The organism is Bacteroides faecis (assembly GCF_020091505.1).
Taxonomy (GTDB): domain Bacteria; phylum Bacteroidota; class Bacteroidia; order Bacteroidales; family Bacteroidaceae; genus Bacteroides; species Bacteroides faecis.
The window spans coordinates 5,076,879-5,092,166 of record NZ_CP081916.1; the positions used below are offsets into that span (position 1 = coordinate 5,076,879).

General features: G+C 46.2%; 13 protein-coding genes. 1 reads left to right on the forward strand and 12 read right to left on the reverse strand.

Annotation, left to right across the window (positions count from 1 at the left end):
- Positions 1-30: 30 nt before the first annotated feature.
- The 7 genes from K6V30_RS19970 to dnaN all read right to left on the reverse strand — a co-directional run bounded on the left by K6V30_RS19970 (position 31) and on the right by dnaN (position 8,669).
- A complete protein-coding gene (locus tag K6V30_RS19970) occupies positions 31-603 on the reverse strand; it encodes a UpxY family transcription antiterminator (protein ID WP_010538595.1) in 573 nt (190 codons plus the stop codon).
- 617 nt (positions 604-1,220) lie between these two features.
- Positions 1,221-2,927 (reverse strand): serine protease, encoded by a 1,707-nt coding sequence (locus K6V30_RS19975; protein ID WP_010538596.1) that lies wholly within the window; start codon positions 2,925-2,927, stop codon positions 1,221-1,223.
- A gap of 1 nt (position 2,928) precedes the next feature.
- Complete coding sequence (rlmB, locus tag K6V30_RS19980) at positions 2,929-3,672, reverse strand: 23S rRNA (guanosine(2251)-2'-O)-methyltransferase RlmB (RefSeq protein WP_010538597.1); 744 nt, start codon at positions 3,670-3,672, stop codon at positions 2,929-2,931.
- A gap of 33 nt (positions 3,673-3,705) precedes the next feature.
- Positions 3,706-5,373, reverse strand: coding sequence for a DNA repair protein RecN (gene recN, locus K6V30_RS19985; protein WP_010538598.1), 1,668 nt, complete (start codon positions 5,371-5,373; stop codon positions 3,706-3,708).
- A gap of 38 nt (positions 5,374-5,411) precedes the next feature.
- Positions 5,412-6,614: a bifunctional phosphopantothenoylcysteine decarboxylase/phosphopantothenate--cysteine ligase CoaBC gene (gene coaBC, locus K6V30_RS19990; RefSeq protein WP_055268958.1), complete on the reverse strand. Its 1,203-nt coding sequence runs from the start codon at positions 6,612-6,614 to the stop codon at positions 5,412-5,414.
- Positions 6,614-7,393: a 3'-5' exonuclease gene (locus tag K6V30_RS19995; RefSeq protein WP_022302366.1), complete on the reverse strand. Its 780-nt coding sequence runs from the start codon at positions 7,391-7,393 to the stop codon at positions 6,614-6,616. The genes coaBC and K6V30_RS19995 overlap by 1 nt, the downstream gene beginning before the upstream one ends.
- Before the next feature lie 151 nt (positions 7,394-7,544).
- The gene (gene dnaN, locus K6V30_RS20000; RefSeq protein ID WP_010538602.1) at positions 7,545-8,669 is read right to left on the reverse strand and encodes a DNA polymerase III subunit beta; all 1,125 of its coding nucleotides are present in this window, start codon (positions 8,667-8,669) and stop codon (positions 7,545-7,547) included.
- A gap of 152 nt (positions 8,670-8,821) precedes the next feature.
- Here dnaN and K6V30_RS20005 point away from each other — a divergent pair, with 152 nt between their 5' ends.
- On the forward strand, positions 8,822-9,196 hold the full coding sequence (locus tag K6V30_RS20005) for a DUF3127 domain-containing protein (protein WP_055268959.1): 375 nt from the start codon (positions 8,822-8,824) through the stop codon (positions 9,194-9,196).
- 740 nt (positions 9,197-9,936) lie between these two features.
- Here the strand turns inward: K6V30_RS20005 and K6V30_RS20010 are convergent.
- The 5 genes from K6V30_RS20010 to K6V30_RS20030 form a co-directional block, all read right to left on the reverse strand.
- Positions 9,937-11,514 carry a DUF3352 domain-containing protein gene (locus K6V30_RS20010; RefSeq protein ID WP_055268960.1) on the reverse strand — a complete coding sequence of 526 codons (1,578 nt, stop codon included), beginning with the start codon at positions 11,512-11,514 and terminating at the stop codon, positions 9,937-9,939.
- Positions 11,515-11,598: 84 nt separating this feature from the next.
- Positions 11,599-12,357 (reverse strand): MBL fold metallo-hydrolase, encoded by a 759-nt coding sequence (locus K6V30_RS20015; RefSeq protein WP_055269035.1) that lies wholly within the window; start codon positions 12,355-12,357, stop codon positions 11,599-11,601.
- 60 nt (positions 12,358-12,417) lie between these two features.
- Positions 12,418-13,413, reverse strand: a complete 996-nt coding sequence (murB, locus tag K6V30_RS20020) for a UDP-N-acetylmuramate dehydrogenase (RefSeq protein ID WP_010538606.1) — start codon at positions 13,411-13,413, stop codon at positions 12,418-12,420.
- A 19-nt stretch (positions 13,414-13,432) separates the two neighbouring features.
- Entirely contained in the window at positions 13,433-14,281 is an 849-nt protein-coding gene (locus tag K6V30_RS20025) for a DUF4348 domain-containing protein (protein ID WP_010538607.1), read from the reverse strand.
- Complete coding sequence (locus tag K6V30_RS20030) at positions 14,278-15,234, reverse strand: NAD-dependent epimerase/dehydratase family protein (RefSeq protein WP_010538608.1); 957 nt, start codon at positions 15,232-15,234, stop codon at positions 14,278-14,280. Before K6V30_RS20030 ends, K6V30_RS20025 begins: the two co-directional genes overlap by 4 nt.
- Positions 15,235-15,288: the final 54 nt, after the last annotated feature.

Consider the following 15,288-nt stretch of genomic DNA (forward strand, 5'->3'; position numbering starts at 1 on the left):
ACTTAATGCTTGTTTCACTTATTTAAACCCTTATTTTTCCAGCGGTTCCACACACCCTACTGGTATATCTACAAAAGCACATCCCAGCATAGTAAGCCGGACTGCGACTTTCGATTTCCCATTTACAGTAACCAATTCTCCTTGAAGTCCGGATAGTGGTCCTTTGATAACCTTAATTTTTTCTCCTGGTGACAAGGGAGACGTACTCATATTAATCGTCTCGTCAGAATAGTCTAGCATGAACTTAAAGCGGTGCATCTGTTCATCGGGAATGACAGCAGGAGTACTCTCTCCACGCAACACCATATATCGGCTGATAGAACCCAATGTTAAAACTTCTTTCTGCTCATAAAGATCGACATGCACAAATATCATCATCGGAAGAAGAACACGCTCGACTACCTTTCGACGATCACTCCATTGATGCACTTCTTGCTGAACAGGAAGGAAATTTTCAATCCCCATTTTAGATAGCCGCTCACTCGTTTTCTTCTCATGAGAAACACGTACTAAAGCCACTAACCAACGTTTAGGGTGCGCTACGCTCCTGCCAGTCACATCTGCCGGCAGAACTTCTTGTATGCTTTTTTTGCTATAAATCATCTATTTACCCCACACTTATCCGTTACCTATTACGCAACGAATCAAATAACGGCACAAAGATGGGCATATTTATGAAAACAAACAAATAAATTTAATATAAGTTTCGATTTGCGCCTAAAATATAGATAACTCTAGTTTAATTTTGCAATTCCCAAACTTGCTACTTCTAATTTTCGCCTTTCAAAAAACTCTTTCTGCAACTCTACTATTTTCCACTTATAAACAAGAAAAACGAAGACAGGATTACTAAAAACATGAAAATACAACAAGAGTATGCACGACATAGATACTATATTTTAAATTTACTCACTGAACAAAGTCGATTTCAGGCTTTTTATGGGTCAAAAAGTAAAAAAGTAACCATTTGGAGAAAAAAAATGAAGAACGGATGCAGTATTTCACAAATTACTGCATTTAACTTATAAACAAGACAAAAAAGAATCAAACCTATATATCATATTAAGACCTGAAACCTGAACTTGACAAGTGGGGAGAAATTAGAGAGAGAGAGTATTTTACAACGTCCCCAAAAACGAAGAACCCCTGCCGACTTCTGTAGTCGGCAGGGGTTTACTTTTTCAACATTAAGTATATATCTCCGGTCGGCAGATATACGCTTATTTACAATATTTCTTTATAAGCCCCTCCACATTCGGATCGCCCAGTTCTTTCGCTTTATTGAAGTTTCCACAAGCCTCATCTGTCTTCTTCAGCTGTATCTGACAAAGTCCCAACAAGCGGTATGCTTCTGCATACTTCGGCTCATCCTTCAATATATCGTTCAATATCTGCATAGATTCTTCATAACGCCCTACCCGCAGATTAATAACCGCATGCTCTGCCCGATAAGTCAGATCCTTAGGACTCAGCTCTATCGCTTTCACGATATCATCCAATGCACGCTGGTATTGGCGGGCTTTCAATGCAGCCTGCTCACGATAGTAATAGAAAAGGTCATTGACCTGACCATTCACAGCCTTATAATAAGCATCATAATCGAGCATTGCATTTCTTGCCTGATCGTTATTCATATACAGTTGTGCACGTTCCAACAGATAAGGAGCAAAGTCTGCTGTGACAGGCTGCGGACAATGAGCTACGCAACTGTCCATCAATGCGATTACTTCTTTTGCATCTGCCTTCAGCAACTCTTTTGTCTTGGCAGCACTAAAGAACGAAGCAGCCGAAGCCAGATTGCTGGCATTCACCTTCTCATAAGCAGCCAACGCACCGGCATAATCCTGCTGAGCAAAAAGTATATCACCTTCCAACTGCGTATAAACGGGAAGAGGATCGATAGCCGCCGCCTGACGGACATTCTTCAAAGCCGTATCGTACGTCCAGTCTTTATAAGTTTGCTCCGGTTTCGAGAGCTGGTAACCGTATATCAGTTTGGCGATATTATAATACACATCATCCTTCTTGGTTGAAATCTTCAGGGCCTGATTAAAATCAGCTACCGCCTTATCGAAATAAGACTGATCTTCCTTCCCTTTTGCCACATAATAGCCGGCACGGCGAATATATCCATCCGTACTGCCAGGGAACTGGCGGATGAAATCGTCCATCAATTTCTCATAGTCATCAGCCGACATCTGCGTGGAAGCCATAAACAGATACACCAATGCCTGATCTTCAGCTTCGGGCAATCCTTTACGGATACCAATGTTTTTCAAGGCTACATCTCCCAAAGACAAAGCATTAATCTTCTGCGACATCGCAAAAGCCGCTCCTGCCGCATAACAAGTCGTTATTGTATCGGCACCGGAAGACTTCTGGGAAATACCGAACACCTGTCCTTCCACATTCATCACCGGGCAACTCACCATCTTGTCCTTCATCTGCATACTCAAGGTGTAATAATGATATTCGCCGGCAATCTTCGATACTTCTTTCACTTTACCCGAAACGCAGGCGATACTCTTCTGCGTAGAATAAGGAAGCATCCACGCATCAGCCCCTACAGCCGGAGCCGTATTTGCTACGGTCAACGCCGGCACTTTCTTCTCAGTGATGGCCACACGGAACTTAATCACATCGTACATATCATCTGCTCCCAAAATCAGGCTGACCGGCATCTGCTTGCCTTCAGCCGTGATAATCACCGCACGTTCGGCCCCTTTGAAAAGGCTGTAATCGGACAGAGCCAACCCGTCTTCGGATACGAAAAATCCGTTCCCGGTATTCAGTATCTTGTCATTCTTGTCATAAGTCACTACTGAGAATACAGCACGTTTCGCCTTCTCCACCCATTTCGGGGTTTGCGCCCAACCGCTCTGTACCAAAAGGAAAAGCGCCAGAGGTAAGATTAAAAGTTTCTTCATATCAGTCGTTGTTTCTTTGTTTCACAGCTTCATAAATCAAAATACCGGCAGCCACGGAAACATTCAGAGATTCGATGGTTCCCAGCATCGGTATTTTCACCCATTCGTCACAGAGAGCCAGATTTTCATAGGATACACCCGTATCTTCCGCCCCCATAATAATACACATCGGACCTGTATAATCGGCTTTCGTATAGTCATAATCTCCTTTCTCGGTAGCGGCAACGATACGAAAACCGCTATCCTTGAGATACTGCAAAGTAGCACGCAAATTTTGTTCGCGGCAAACAGGGAGTGTATGCAATGCACCTGCGGAAGTCTTCATGGCATCGGCATTCACCGACACGCTGCCACGTGCAGGAATAATCACCGCGTCTACCGCCGCACACTCGCAGGTACGGGCAATCGCGCCAAAGTTACGCACATCCGTTATGCCATCCAGCATCACAAAGAACGGATTCTTGCCTTGCTCGAAAAGGAAAGGAACAAGGTCTTCCGTCTTCTGATAAGTCACAGAGGAAATGAAGGCAACCACACCCTGATGATTCTTCCGTGTGATGCGGTTGATACGCTCCACCGGCACACGCTGAACAGGAATCAGCAAGCCTTTCAATGCTGCGAAAAGTTCCTTTGAAAGATCACTTTGAATATCTTTCTTGACGAGGATCTTATCAATCTCTTTTCCTGCCTGAATGGCTTCTATGACGGCACGGACGCCGAAAATCATTTCACTTTTATCGGTCATTGTAATTTTGAATTATAAATTTTGAATTATGGATTATGAAATACGGGTCAACAAAGCTTTCGCATTGCTAAGAGCAGCCTCTGTCAGAGTGGCTCCACTCAGCATATGAGCTATTTCCTCTACCCGTTCTTCATCGGTGAGACGGCGGATATGGCTGTTCGTTTCCGTATCGCTGTCTTCCTTATATACTTTATAATGAGCGCGCCCGCGAGCTGCAATTTGCGGCAGGTGCGTGATACTGATCACCTGGCGGTTGCGGTCACCCATTTCCTGCATCATATCTGCCATGCGGTCGGCTATCTCACCGGAAACTCCGGTGTCAATCTCATCAAATACAATCGTCGGCAATTTCACCGCACCGGCAATCATCGCTTTGATAGAAAGCATCACACGTGCAATCTCTCCTCCGGAAGCGACAGAAGATATGCTTTGCAAGGTTCCGTTCTTGTTAGCGGAGAACAGGAAGTTGACAGTATCCTCACCCTGTACACCCGGTTCTTTCTTCAAGCCCATTTCCACCTGAAAGCGGACGTTGGGCATCCCCAGCGGGACAAGCCGGCCAGCCAGCTGTTTCTCTACTTCGCGGGCGGCTGCCGCACGGGCTTTTGTCAGTACGGCTGCCTGTTTCTTCACCCGGTCATACTGGGCGTCTTTGCGGGCAGTCAGTTCGGCTATCCGGTCATCATAAGAGGTAATCTCGGACAGTTTATTCCGGTATTGATCCGCCAAGGCAATCAATTCTTCGAGCGTCTGCACCCGGTGCTTCTGCTGCAAAGAATAAATCAGGTTCAGACGGTCGTTCACTTCGTCCAGCCGGGCAGGATTAAACTCTATCGATTCTCCCTGCGATGATACTTCCTGCGAAATATCCTTCAATTCGATATAAGCGCTTTCCATGCGGTCGCTTAGTTCGCCGGCAGGCTGATATACTTTTTTCAGGCCATTCAGCGTATTCAGATTATCTTTCAAGAACGAAAGCAGTCCGCCTTCATCCGAGAAAAAGGACTGCTCGATGCGGTAAAGTCCCGCTTTGATTTCTTCGGCATGACTCAATGTTTCCGCTTCCTGTTCCAGCAGGCTCTGCTCTCCTTCGGCAAGATGAGCCTCTTCAATCTGTTCCAGCTGAAAACGGAGATAGTCTTCATCTGTCCGGCTTTGCTCGGCAAGTGCCGTCAACTCGGAGAGTTCACGGTCGAGCTGTTTCCATTCGTTATACAATGAATGGTATTTCTCCAGCGCGTCGTCATTATGAGCCAGAATGTCGAGCACATTCAACTGAAAACCTTCCTTATTAAGCAAAAGATTCTGATGTTGCGAATGCACATCGATCAGCTGTTCGCCCAGTTCCTTCACCTGTGCCAGCGAAGCGGGCGTGTCATTAATGAATGCACGGCTTTTGCCGGATGCCTGCACTTCGCGTCGCAGGATACATTCTTCGTCGTCGTATTCCAGTTCGTTCTCTTCAAAAAACGGACGCATGCCGTATGCCGAGATATCAAAACGTGCTTCGATAATACATTTAGAAGCTCCACGACGAATCGCTTTCACGTCGGCACGCTGCCCCAGCAGCAGACCGATTGCTCCCAGAATAATCGATTTTCCGGCTCCTGTCTCACCTGTGATGACAGAGAACCCGGTTTCAAAACCGATATCCAGTTTTTCTATCAATGCGTAATTCTGAATATAGAGTGAACGTAACACTTTCTGTAATTTAAAAATTAAAAAATGAGAATTAAAGATCAGAGAGTTAAGACAGCGGCCAGATGGTCGATAATGTCCTGTGCTACTTCCTGTTTAGGCTTCAAAGAATAATCCTTGCGACCTTTGCGATCAATAATGCTAATCTTGTTTGTATCATGACGGAAGCCGGCTCCTGCATCATTCAGGGAGTTAAGGACGATAAAGTCGAAGTTTTTGCGTTCGAGCTTTCCTTCGGCATTCTGCTGTTCGTTGTTCGTTTCGAGGGCAAAGCCCACTAACAGTTGATTTTCTTCTTTGATCTTTCCCAAGCTTGCAGCAATGTCCTGCGTAGCCTGAAGGTGCAAGGTCAGTTCTTCTTCTTTCTCTCGCTTGATCTTTTGGCCGGCCACCGTTTCGGGACGGAAATCAGCAACCGCCGCACAAAGAATCCCTACATCAGCAGTCGGGAAACAGGCTTGCGCTGCTTCATACATTTCCCGGGCAGACTCCACATCAATCCGGTGAATACGCGAATGTTGCGTTTTCAGTTGTACCGGTCCGGCAATCAACGTCACCTCTGCCCCACGGCGTGCACACTCTTCCGCCAGTGCAAATCCCATCTTACCGGAAGAATAGTTGCCGATAAAACGGACAGGATCAATTTTTTCGTAAGTCGGTCCGGCGGTTATCATGATTTTCCTTCCCTGAAGTTCGGCACTTGCAGAGAAAAATTCATCCAGCACACGAATAATGTTTTCCGGTTCTTCCATACGCCCTTTGCCTACCAGATGGCTGGCAAGTTCGCCCGTTCCGGGTTCGATGATATGGTTGCCGTAGGAACGCAGTATATCCAGATTCTTCTGTGTAGAAGGATGGGCATACATATCGAGGTCCATAGCCGGTGCCACGAATACCGGAGCTTTTGCCGAAAGATAAGTGGTTATCAGCATATTGTCGGCTATCCCATTCGCCATCTTTCCGATGGTAGAGGCAGTGGCGGGTGCGATCAGCATGGCATCTGCCCACAATCCCAGGTCTACGTGGCTGTTCCACGTGCCGTCCCGCTGGGCAAAAAACTCGCTGATGACCGGTTTGCTGGTCAGAGCCGAAAGAGTGATGGGAGTAATAAATTCTTTTCCCGCCGGAGTAATGACAACCTGCACTTCCGCTCCTTGCTTTATCAGCCCGCGGATAATGTAACAAGCCTTATAAGCAGCGATGCTACCGGTTATTCCAAGAATTATCTTTTTTCCTTTTAGCATTATTTTGTAATCAAATTACTCATTTCACGCAAACGGATTTTGGTCAGCACCGCTTTGGTATTCAACGTGAAATCACTGTTTAAAATCCAGCTGTAGTATCCGGGATCTTTCTTCAGCACCTCGGCTACAGACATTCCTTTATATTTTCCGAAGTTAAATACTTCCACACCGTTGTCGTCATACACCATTCGTCCGGCAAAATCTACATTCTTACTGAAACTAGAATATTCTGCCAGGAAAGCGATATCGTTCTGAAGATCCGGATAACGGTCGAGCTGTGCTTTCAGCACCTCGTAAGTGGCACGTGTATCAGCCTCAGCCGTATGGGCATCTTCCAGACTCTTTTCGCAATAGAACTTATAGGCAGCCGAAAGGGTGCGTTGCTCCATCTTATGAAAGATCACCTGTACATCCACAAACTTGCGTTTTGTCATATCAATATCTACGCCGGCACGAAGAAACTCTTCTGCCAGTACCGGAATATCAAAACGGTTGGAATTGAATCCGGCCAAATCGCAGCCTTCAATGTCACGGGCAACATTCTTCGCCACTTCCTTGAAAGTCGGACAATCCGCCACGTCGGCGTCATAAATGCCATGTACGGCAGAAGAGGCCTCAGGAATATGCATTTCGGGATTGATACGCATTGTTTTCGTTTCCTCATTCCCGTTAGGATATACTTTCAGATAGCAAATTTCAACGATCCGGTCTGTGTTGATATTGGTTCCCGTCGTCTCCAAATCGAAGAAAACAATCGGGTTTTTCAAATTTAATCTCATATCTTTCTTTAATGGATAATTATTCAATGGATAATGGACAATTGATAATGGATAATGAAGAATGGACAGGAAACATAAAAAATGGATAACTCCTGACTACTGACAGCGCAGCTCATTATCCATTATCCATTCTCAATTATCCATTAAATAACTAATCGTTCAACATCATCGGCATCAGCAGCATCAGCAAGTCTTCATTTTCTTCCTGCTCTACCGGTACAATGACTCCGGCACGGGATGGATCGGCAAGTTCGATTACCACTTCATCGGCTGAAATATTGTTCAGGATATCGATGAGGAAAGTAGACTTGAATCCGATGCTCATGGCAGCGCCTGCATATTGGCAAACTTGCGTTTCTTCGGCAGAAGTGGAGAAATCGATGTCCTGTGCGGAAATCACAATCTGATTTTCCTGCATGCGCAGTTTGATCAAGCTGCTTGCCTGGGAAGAGAAGATAGACACACGGCGCAAAGCTCCGATCAGCTGCTGGCGGTCTACGGTCACTTTATGAGGGTTGTTCTGCGGAATCACCGAGTTGTAGTTCGGATAACGTCCTTCGATCAGACGGCAGACCATGCGGTAGCTTTCCAGCATAAACACGGCGTTGCGTTCGTCAAATTCGATGGTCACTGTTCCCTGTTCTTTCGGAAGCAGGTTTTTCAGCAATGTAGCGGGTTTCTTCGGAAGGATGAACGCGGCACGCTCGTTTCCTTTGGCAGCCAGCGTTTTGCAACGCACCAGCTTATGACCGTCCGATGCCACCATTGTGATGTCTTCTGTTGTAATATCGAAATATATACCATTCATTACCGGACGGAGCTCATCGTCGGCAGTCGCAAATACCGAGCGGTTGATACCGCCGAGCAGTACGTTCGCTTCCATTTCCACACGGACTGCATTGTCGCCCAATACAGCCGACTGAGGAAATTCGTCAGCATTCTGTCCCATCAGACTATACTTTCCGTTCTGATACTGCACTGTGATTTCGTAATTGTCCGTATTGACGTAGAATGTCAACGGTTGTTCCGGAATTTCTTTCAGTGCATCAAGCAATGTTTTTGCTACTACGGCAAAACGCCCGTTTGTATCGCTTTCATTTACCTCTACGGTAGTCACCATAGTCGTTTCACTGTCAGAAACAGTCACAGACAATGTTCCGTCTTCCAATTCGAAGAGAAAACAATCGAGAATAGGCAGCGCATTCTTTGAGTTAATTACACGACTGATAGCCTGTAAATGGCTGGAAAGAGCAGTACTTGAAACGATAAATTTCATATATTTTCGAGTATTTAAGTTTTGAATTATATATCGCACAAAGTTACGAAAAAAGATTCGTGCTGCCCAAGAAAACGAAAGAAAAAACAAGCATTGTGTGAGGGATATTCCTAAAAAATTGTAACTTCGCCGCAGAATTTAAAATTATCGCAATGGAATTTACAGGAAAAATCATCGCTATCCTCCCTCCGAGAAGTGGAGTTTCAAAGACTAGCGGCAACGAGTGGAAATCACAAGAGTTCGTAATTGAAAACCATGACCAATATCCGCGCAAAATGTGTTTCGACGTATTTGGTGCCGACAAAATCGAACAGTTCAACATTCAGATGGGCGAAGAACTGACCGTATCATTCGACGTTGACGCCCGTCAATGGAACGACCGTTGGTTCAACAGTATCCGTGCATGGAAAGTTGAGCGTGTAAGCGCAGGTGCCCCTATGGCTCCGGGTGCTCCCGTTCCTCCTCCGGCTCCGTCTGCTACTCCGGATTTCACTCCGGGCGATGCAAAAGACGACCTGCCGTTCTAAGAATTAAAATGATCCGCATAAAAAGACTTCCGATGAAACCATTTCTATCGGGAGTTTTTTTTATGACTGTCCCCTGCAGTAACCGTACACCGAACTGAAGTGAATTCACCTCGGAGCCAACGCAGATTCAGCAGCGAGCTGAAAAGGACTGAGCAGCGAGGCGAAAGAAATCGAGCAGCGAGCTGAAGGAGATTGGGCAGCGAGACAAAAAAAGCCCCATGAAGGTGCGCCAAAAGTCGGATCAGTTCGAAAACCCGGTTGTTTTCAGATTATTTTTTGTACGGAAATGAACAAAATTATAAATTGAGGATTAGGCACGGATTACACGGATTAACACGGTTGTTTTACGTAATCATAGCACTAAAACCGTGAAATCCGTGTAATCCGTGCCTAAATATATTCTTTTCGGTATAGCATGGAGCTCAAACAGGGTTTTCGGACTGACCCCAAAAGTCAATAGTAACTAAACAGTCCTCACTTTAGTTACTTTTGACACCCCTTCATGAGTTCCCTCAAAGACATCTTACGGAATGGAATAAAAAGTGAGTCGGCGGCGGCAAAATCCTCTATCTTTTTTCTTATTAATTCTATTTCTTTAGAATAGAATTATATACTCTTCTCTACTCTACTGGTTTCCATTCGGTTTTCGCGCCCTGCCAGAAGGCGTTTCAGAGCTTTTAGTTTCGCAAATTAAGAGCTATTTTCCCCCTCTATTTTTCGCCTGTTTTTTTCATCGGATTCTACTCGGATTTATACTTCAAAACAAGGTTAGGATACACCACCCCATCCGCACAAGTGAACTGTGCAAAAAGAACGAAATTACGGAAAAAGTCGGAGTTGCGGAGAAAGAATTCCGGCACATAGCGAACCTGATATCCGGACTGGTCGAGCACATGGGCAAAGTCCGCCATCAACATGAAGTGGTACGAATCAGATAATCCGTCCGTGCCCGCCCGATAAGCCAATGCTCCATCGAGCACTTCACCGTTGTCCAACTGACGGATATATCTCAACAAACTATCCTCATCCGGAGCCAGCAGCAAACGCCCTCCATAGAATGTGGCATAAACATGCATAGACGGCTCTACGAAACTGGTTAGTTGCGTAAACAACGTTGTCTGAGGCAACCTATATACAGGATAGGCCTTAGCGGAAGTATAACAAAAAGTTATACGGGAATTCCGCCCCATTCCTTCCTCTGCCGGAGCCGTATTTACCAACGAGCGCAACATTCTTTCCGCTTCAGTCACATCCATCACAGAGAGGCTCAAAACAGCCGCAGGCCCCATCAGCGAATCTTCCCGCTGGAAAAGACACGCCACCAAGTCCTGCCCCGTATTTTCCGCCAGATAGCGCGACAGTTCCCGATCCCGGTTCAGGACCTCACCTGTCCTGCCCGCCGTCGCATATTCCTGCCGGTCACCATAGGAAAGCAAGGACGCCCAATCCGTAATTCCCTGTTTGCTGAAATAAAAAGCGGTAGAAGGCAGCGTTTCACCCGGAAATCCCTTGACGGATTCCTGTTGCCGGATTACATTTATAAAGGTGGAACAAGTATCTACATGGTGGCTGATGCCGGAGAAATAGATGAAATCATCTTTCAGTTTCATATCAAACTCCGTCCACCCCATCATTCCTGCCAGACGGGTATAAACAGTAGCGATAGCCGTACTTTTTTTCGGTGTACGCACTTCCTCAAAATCAGGGTCTCCGGACAATGACTTGCCTGTCTTACGAATATCGATCACCTCCTCTATCAGTTTCTTCTGGCAACTGAGCACCAAGAAATCTTCCGTCAGATAACAAGCGAGAAAATCGCCGTCAGCCATCGGATAAATGATAATATCCTCGCCCTTATAATCGAATGTTTTCGGAGGATAGCCCGACGAAACGTATTTCTGCACAAAACGGTCGATCAGCTCACGGTCACCATTCCCCAACCGGCAATAAAGCACCTGATTACGATCATTGTCCGGTTCGTGGAAACTAATCAGCATCTGATTCATCTGCCTGCTCAAACCGTGAGGCGCATCTTCCAGAAGAGAGTAAAGGTATTGTTTCAGATAAGAAAACAGTTTGGATACATAAAGATACTGATGGTCTCTGCTACAAGTCAGCTCATCTACTTCCATTACAAATTCCGCCACGTCTTCTGTCACAAACACTGCTGAAGCGGAGGAAGGAACCAAGGTGTAGAGATCGAAATCCTTCTGATCTTCGGCAGCCGATAACCTGAAAAAAGAGTACAACGCAAAACCTGAGCACAAAAGTACAACAGAAGAAGTGATCGCTATTTTCACTATCGTACGAAGTTTCATAATATTTGCTGTTTATCGGCTAGGGGCAAAAATAATAATTTCTACAAAGAAAACAAAACTTTTGCTAAAAAAAGTCACCGATAATCAGAAAATGATTTCCATTCCGTCGTATGTAAGGTGAACATTTTCAGGAAGTCCCTTCTCTACCTTCTCATGCAGCCCCATATCATGACTCATGTGGATGAAGTATGTCTCCTTTGCCCGAATACGTTCTGCCGCCTTCAATGCCTCCTCCAGACTCTGGTGGGTGGGATGAGGAGCGATGCGAAGCGCATTCATTATCAGAACATCTATCCCCTCCAATTGTTCATAAGATTCTTCGGGCATGGTGAGCATATCCGTGATATAGCCCAACCGACCGATACGATAGCCCAGAATCGGCAACCGCCCATGCATCACCCGCAAAGGAACCACCTCCGTACGATGAATGGAAAAGGCTTGCCCGGCAACCACTTCCTGCAAAGGAATATCAGGAACACCGGGATAACGATGATCGACAAAACAGTAGGGCATCCGCAGACGCAGTGCCTGTGCCACATATTCTTCAGCATAAATAGGAACCGCCCCGAAACGGCAGAACGGACGCAAATCATCCAGTCCGCCCACATGATCATAATGCTCGTGCGTGATAAGTACCCCGTCTATCTTCTCAAAAGGAAGATGCAACACCTGCGCCCGAAAATCGGGTCCGCAATCGATCAGTATCCGGGCGTCTTCCGTTTCAACGATAGCAGACGCACGCAAACGGTTATCTTTGGGATCGGGAGAAGTGCAGACCGGACAACTACACCCTATCTGGGGAACTCCCGTCGATGTTCCGCTTCCAAGTATTCTTACTTTCATTTCTTTAATCAACAATTTCTCTAATGGATAACTCTTTAATGGATAATTGATCATTCTCCATTATCCATTAACCAAGTTTACTTCCGGATGGATGTCTATGCCGAATTTCTCACGAACAGAAGCCCGTACCGCATCCGAAAGTGCTATAATGTCACTCCCCTTTGCACCGCCCCGGTTCACCAGTACTAATGCCTGTTTGTCATGCACTGCTGCCGGTCCCAGGGATTTTCCTTTCCAGCCGCACTGGTCGATCATCCATCCTGCCGGAATTTTCACTCGTCCGTCATTCAGTTCGTAGAAAGGGATTCGGGGAAATTCCTGCTGCAAAGCTTCCAGCTTTTCGCGCGGAACGATAGGATTCATAAAGAAACTGCCGGCATTTCCCATCACTTTCGGGTCGGGCAGTTTACTTTCACGGATATCGATGATCACTTTCCGGAGCACCGGCAATGTCAGTGCGGGATACTTTTCGAGTTCCTGACGGATGGTGCCGTAATCCAACGTATAATGTTCTTCCTTACTGAGCCGGAAGCAAACATAGGTCACAAATACGGATTTATTCTCCGGACGTTTGAAAATGCTGTCGCGATAGGCATAGCCACATTCTTCTACAGCATAAACGCGCTCCTCACCGTGAATGTTCACCGTCTCTACGGAGATGATCAGGTCTTTCACCTCTACCCCGTAAGCACCGATATTCTGCACGGCACTTGCTCCCACTTCACCGGGAATCAGGGAAAGGTTTTCCGTTCCATACCAGCCGTGCTCTACACAATAACCTACGAAGTCATCCCAGACCACGCCTGCTCCTACCCGTACGGACACACTACGGTCGTCCTCCTCCATCACCTCGATTCCTTCGATACGGGAATGCAGAACCAGCCCGTCATAATCTTTGGCGAAAAGCAGATTGCTCCCACCGCCTATATGTAAAAAAGGTGTCGTAAGGGCACCTTGAGCTATCAATGTCTTCAGTTCTTCTACCGAAGCATATTCCTGAAACCGTTCGGCACTGACGTCAATGCCAAACGTATTGTGTGATAAAAGAGAATACATTTCTTCTGTTTTTTGGTTGCTAAATACTGGTATCTTCAAACTTATACAGCTGCCATTCGCCTGCCTTCCGTTTGAAATAGAGAATATTAGAGAAGCCGTTTCCAATTCCTTTCAATGCGAGAATCTTTGTCGGCGAGTTATCATCATTCCGCTGTCCGTAATTGATATTCGAGAGACGGTCTGCAGGCAATGCCGGTTTGAAGGCGAACCACTGGTTCAAATCCAGAGAGGTCTCCAGAATAGAGAAGTCATCATCCGGATCTGAGGTGACAAAAGCCAAAGGGTCCTGCACACGTTGGCTCTGAAAAAGGCTGTCGGCAGCAAAATGGCTGAAGAACTCCACAAAGTCCTCATTCTCATTCCGCTCAATAGGACGCAGATTGATAGCCTCTAAAATCCATGCCCCCTTGATACGCTCAAAATAATACTTTTTCACCATTCGGGTTTTCACGAATATCCATTCTACCTGAACGGAGGTCAGCGAGGTATCCCCCACCAGATCCATATCTTCTTCCTTATCAAACAGGAGCGTATAATAATGCTGTTTGGTAAATAAGTCATCATGCTTCCAGTTGCGCTCTTCGATATTGGTCTTCTCGTCTCCCTTGTAATAGGGCAACGGGAATTTCACACGCTGACGCTGCAAAGCATCATCGGAAGCAAAATTGTAGATGAAATCGTCGAAAGATTCGTCCGCTTCTGTCGGTTTAGGTTCTTCCGGCAACTCCTCCTGATGGATTGAATCGGCTTTATGCCGGATAGAATCCACCTCATGTGTGATAGATGCAAAGGGGTCGATGCTCGTTTTCTTGTTTCCACAGGAACCCAGAACACTGAGCACCAGTACCCCCGCAATAAGTTTTTTCATTTTTTCAGTTTCTCTCTTAGCTTTTCAAGCATATCCACCGTCATGCTCTCCAAATCGTAAGCCGGCTTCCATCCCCACTCCTCACGGGCGCAGGTATCGTCCAGACTATCGGGCCAGCTGTCGGCTATGCGCTGTTTCAAAGGATCTATGTCATAGACCATTTCGAACGCAGGCACATGCTTCTTGATGGCATGGTATATCGTCTCAGGATCGAAACTCATAGAGGCGATATTGAAAGCGTTGCGGTGTATCAGCCTGGTCGGATCTGCTTCCATCAGCATGATTGCTGCGTTCAGCGCGTCCGGCATATACATCATATCCATTAAAGTGCCTTCTTTGATCGGGCACACAAATTTTTCTCCTTTCACTGCCGAATAATAAATATCTACGGCATAATCGGTAGTTCCTCCTCCCGGAGGGGTCACATTCGAAATGATGCCCGGGAAACGGACAGCACGGGTATCGACACCGTATTTGTTAAAATAGTAGTCACTCAGCAGCTCTGTCGTCACCTTGGTGACACCATACATGGTGCGAGGACGCTGAACGGTATCCTGTGGTGTCAGTGTATGAGGCGTGCTTGCACCGAACGATCCGATAGAACTGGGGGTAAATACCGCACATCCCTGCTCACGCGCCACTTCCAAAACATTCCACAATCCGTCAATACCAATCTTCCAGGCCAGCTTCGGCTTGGACTCGGCTACCACCGAAAGCAGTGCAGCCAAATTATATATTGTATCTATGTGGTGTTCTTTCACCACCGATTCAATCATTTCACCATTCGTTACATCGACAACAGCCGACGGTCCCGACTCCTTTAACTCGCCTTTGGGCTCTGCGCCCTGAATATAACCCGCTACTACGTTTGTGTTTCCATAACGCCTGCGCAACTCCATCGTCAACTCGGACCCTATTTGTCCGGTGGCTCCAATAATCAAAATGTGTTTCATTTTTCCTTTTAAATAAAAGTGTTAAGCTAAATAGTGCGCAAAGTAAGCACTTTT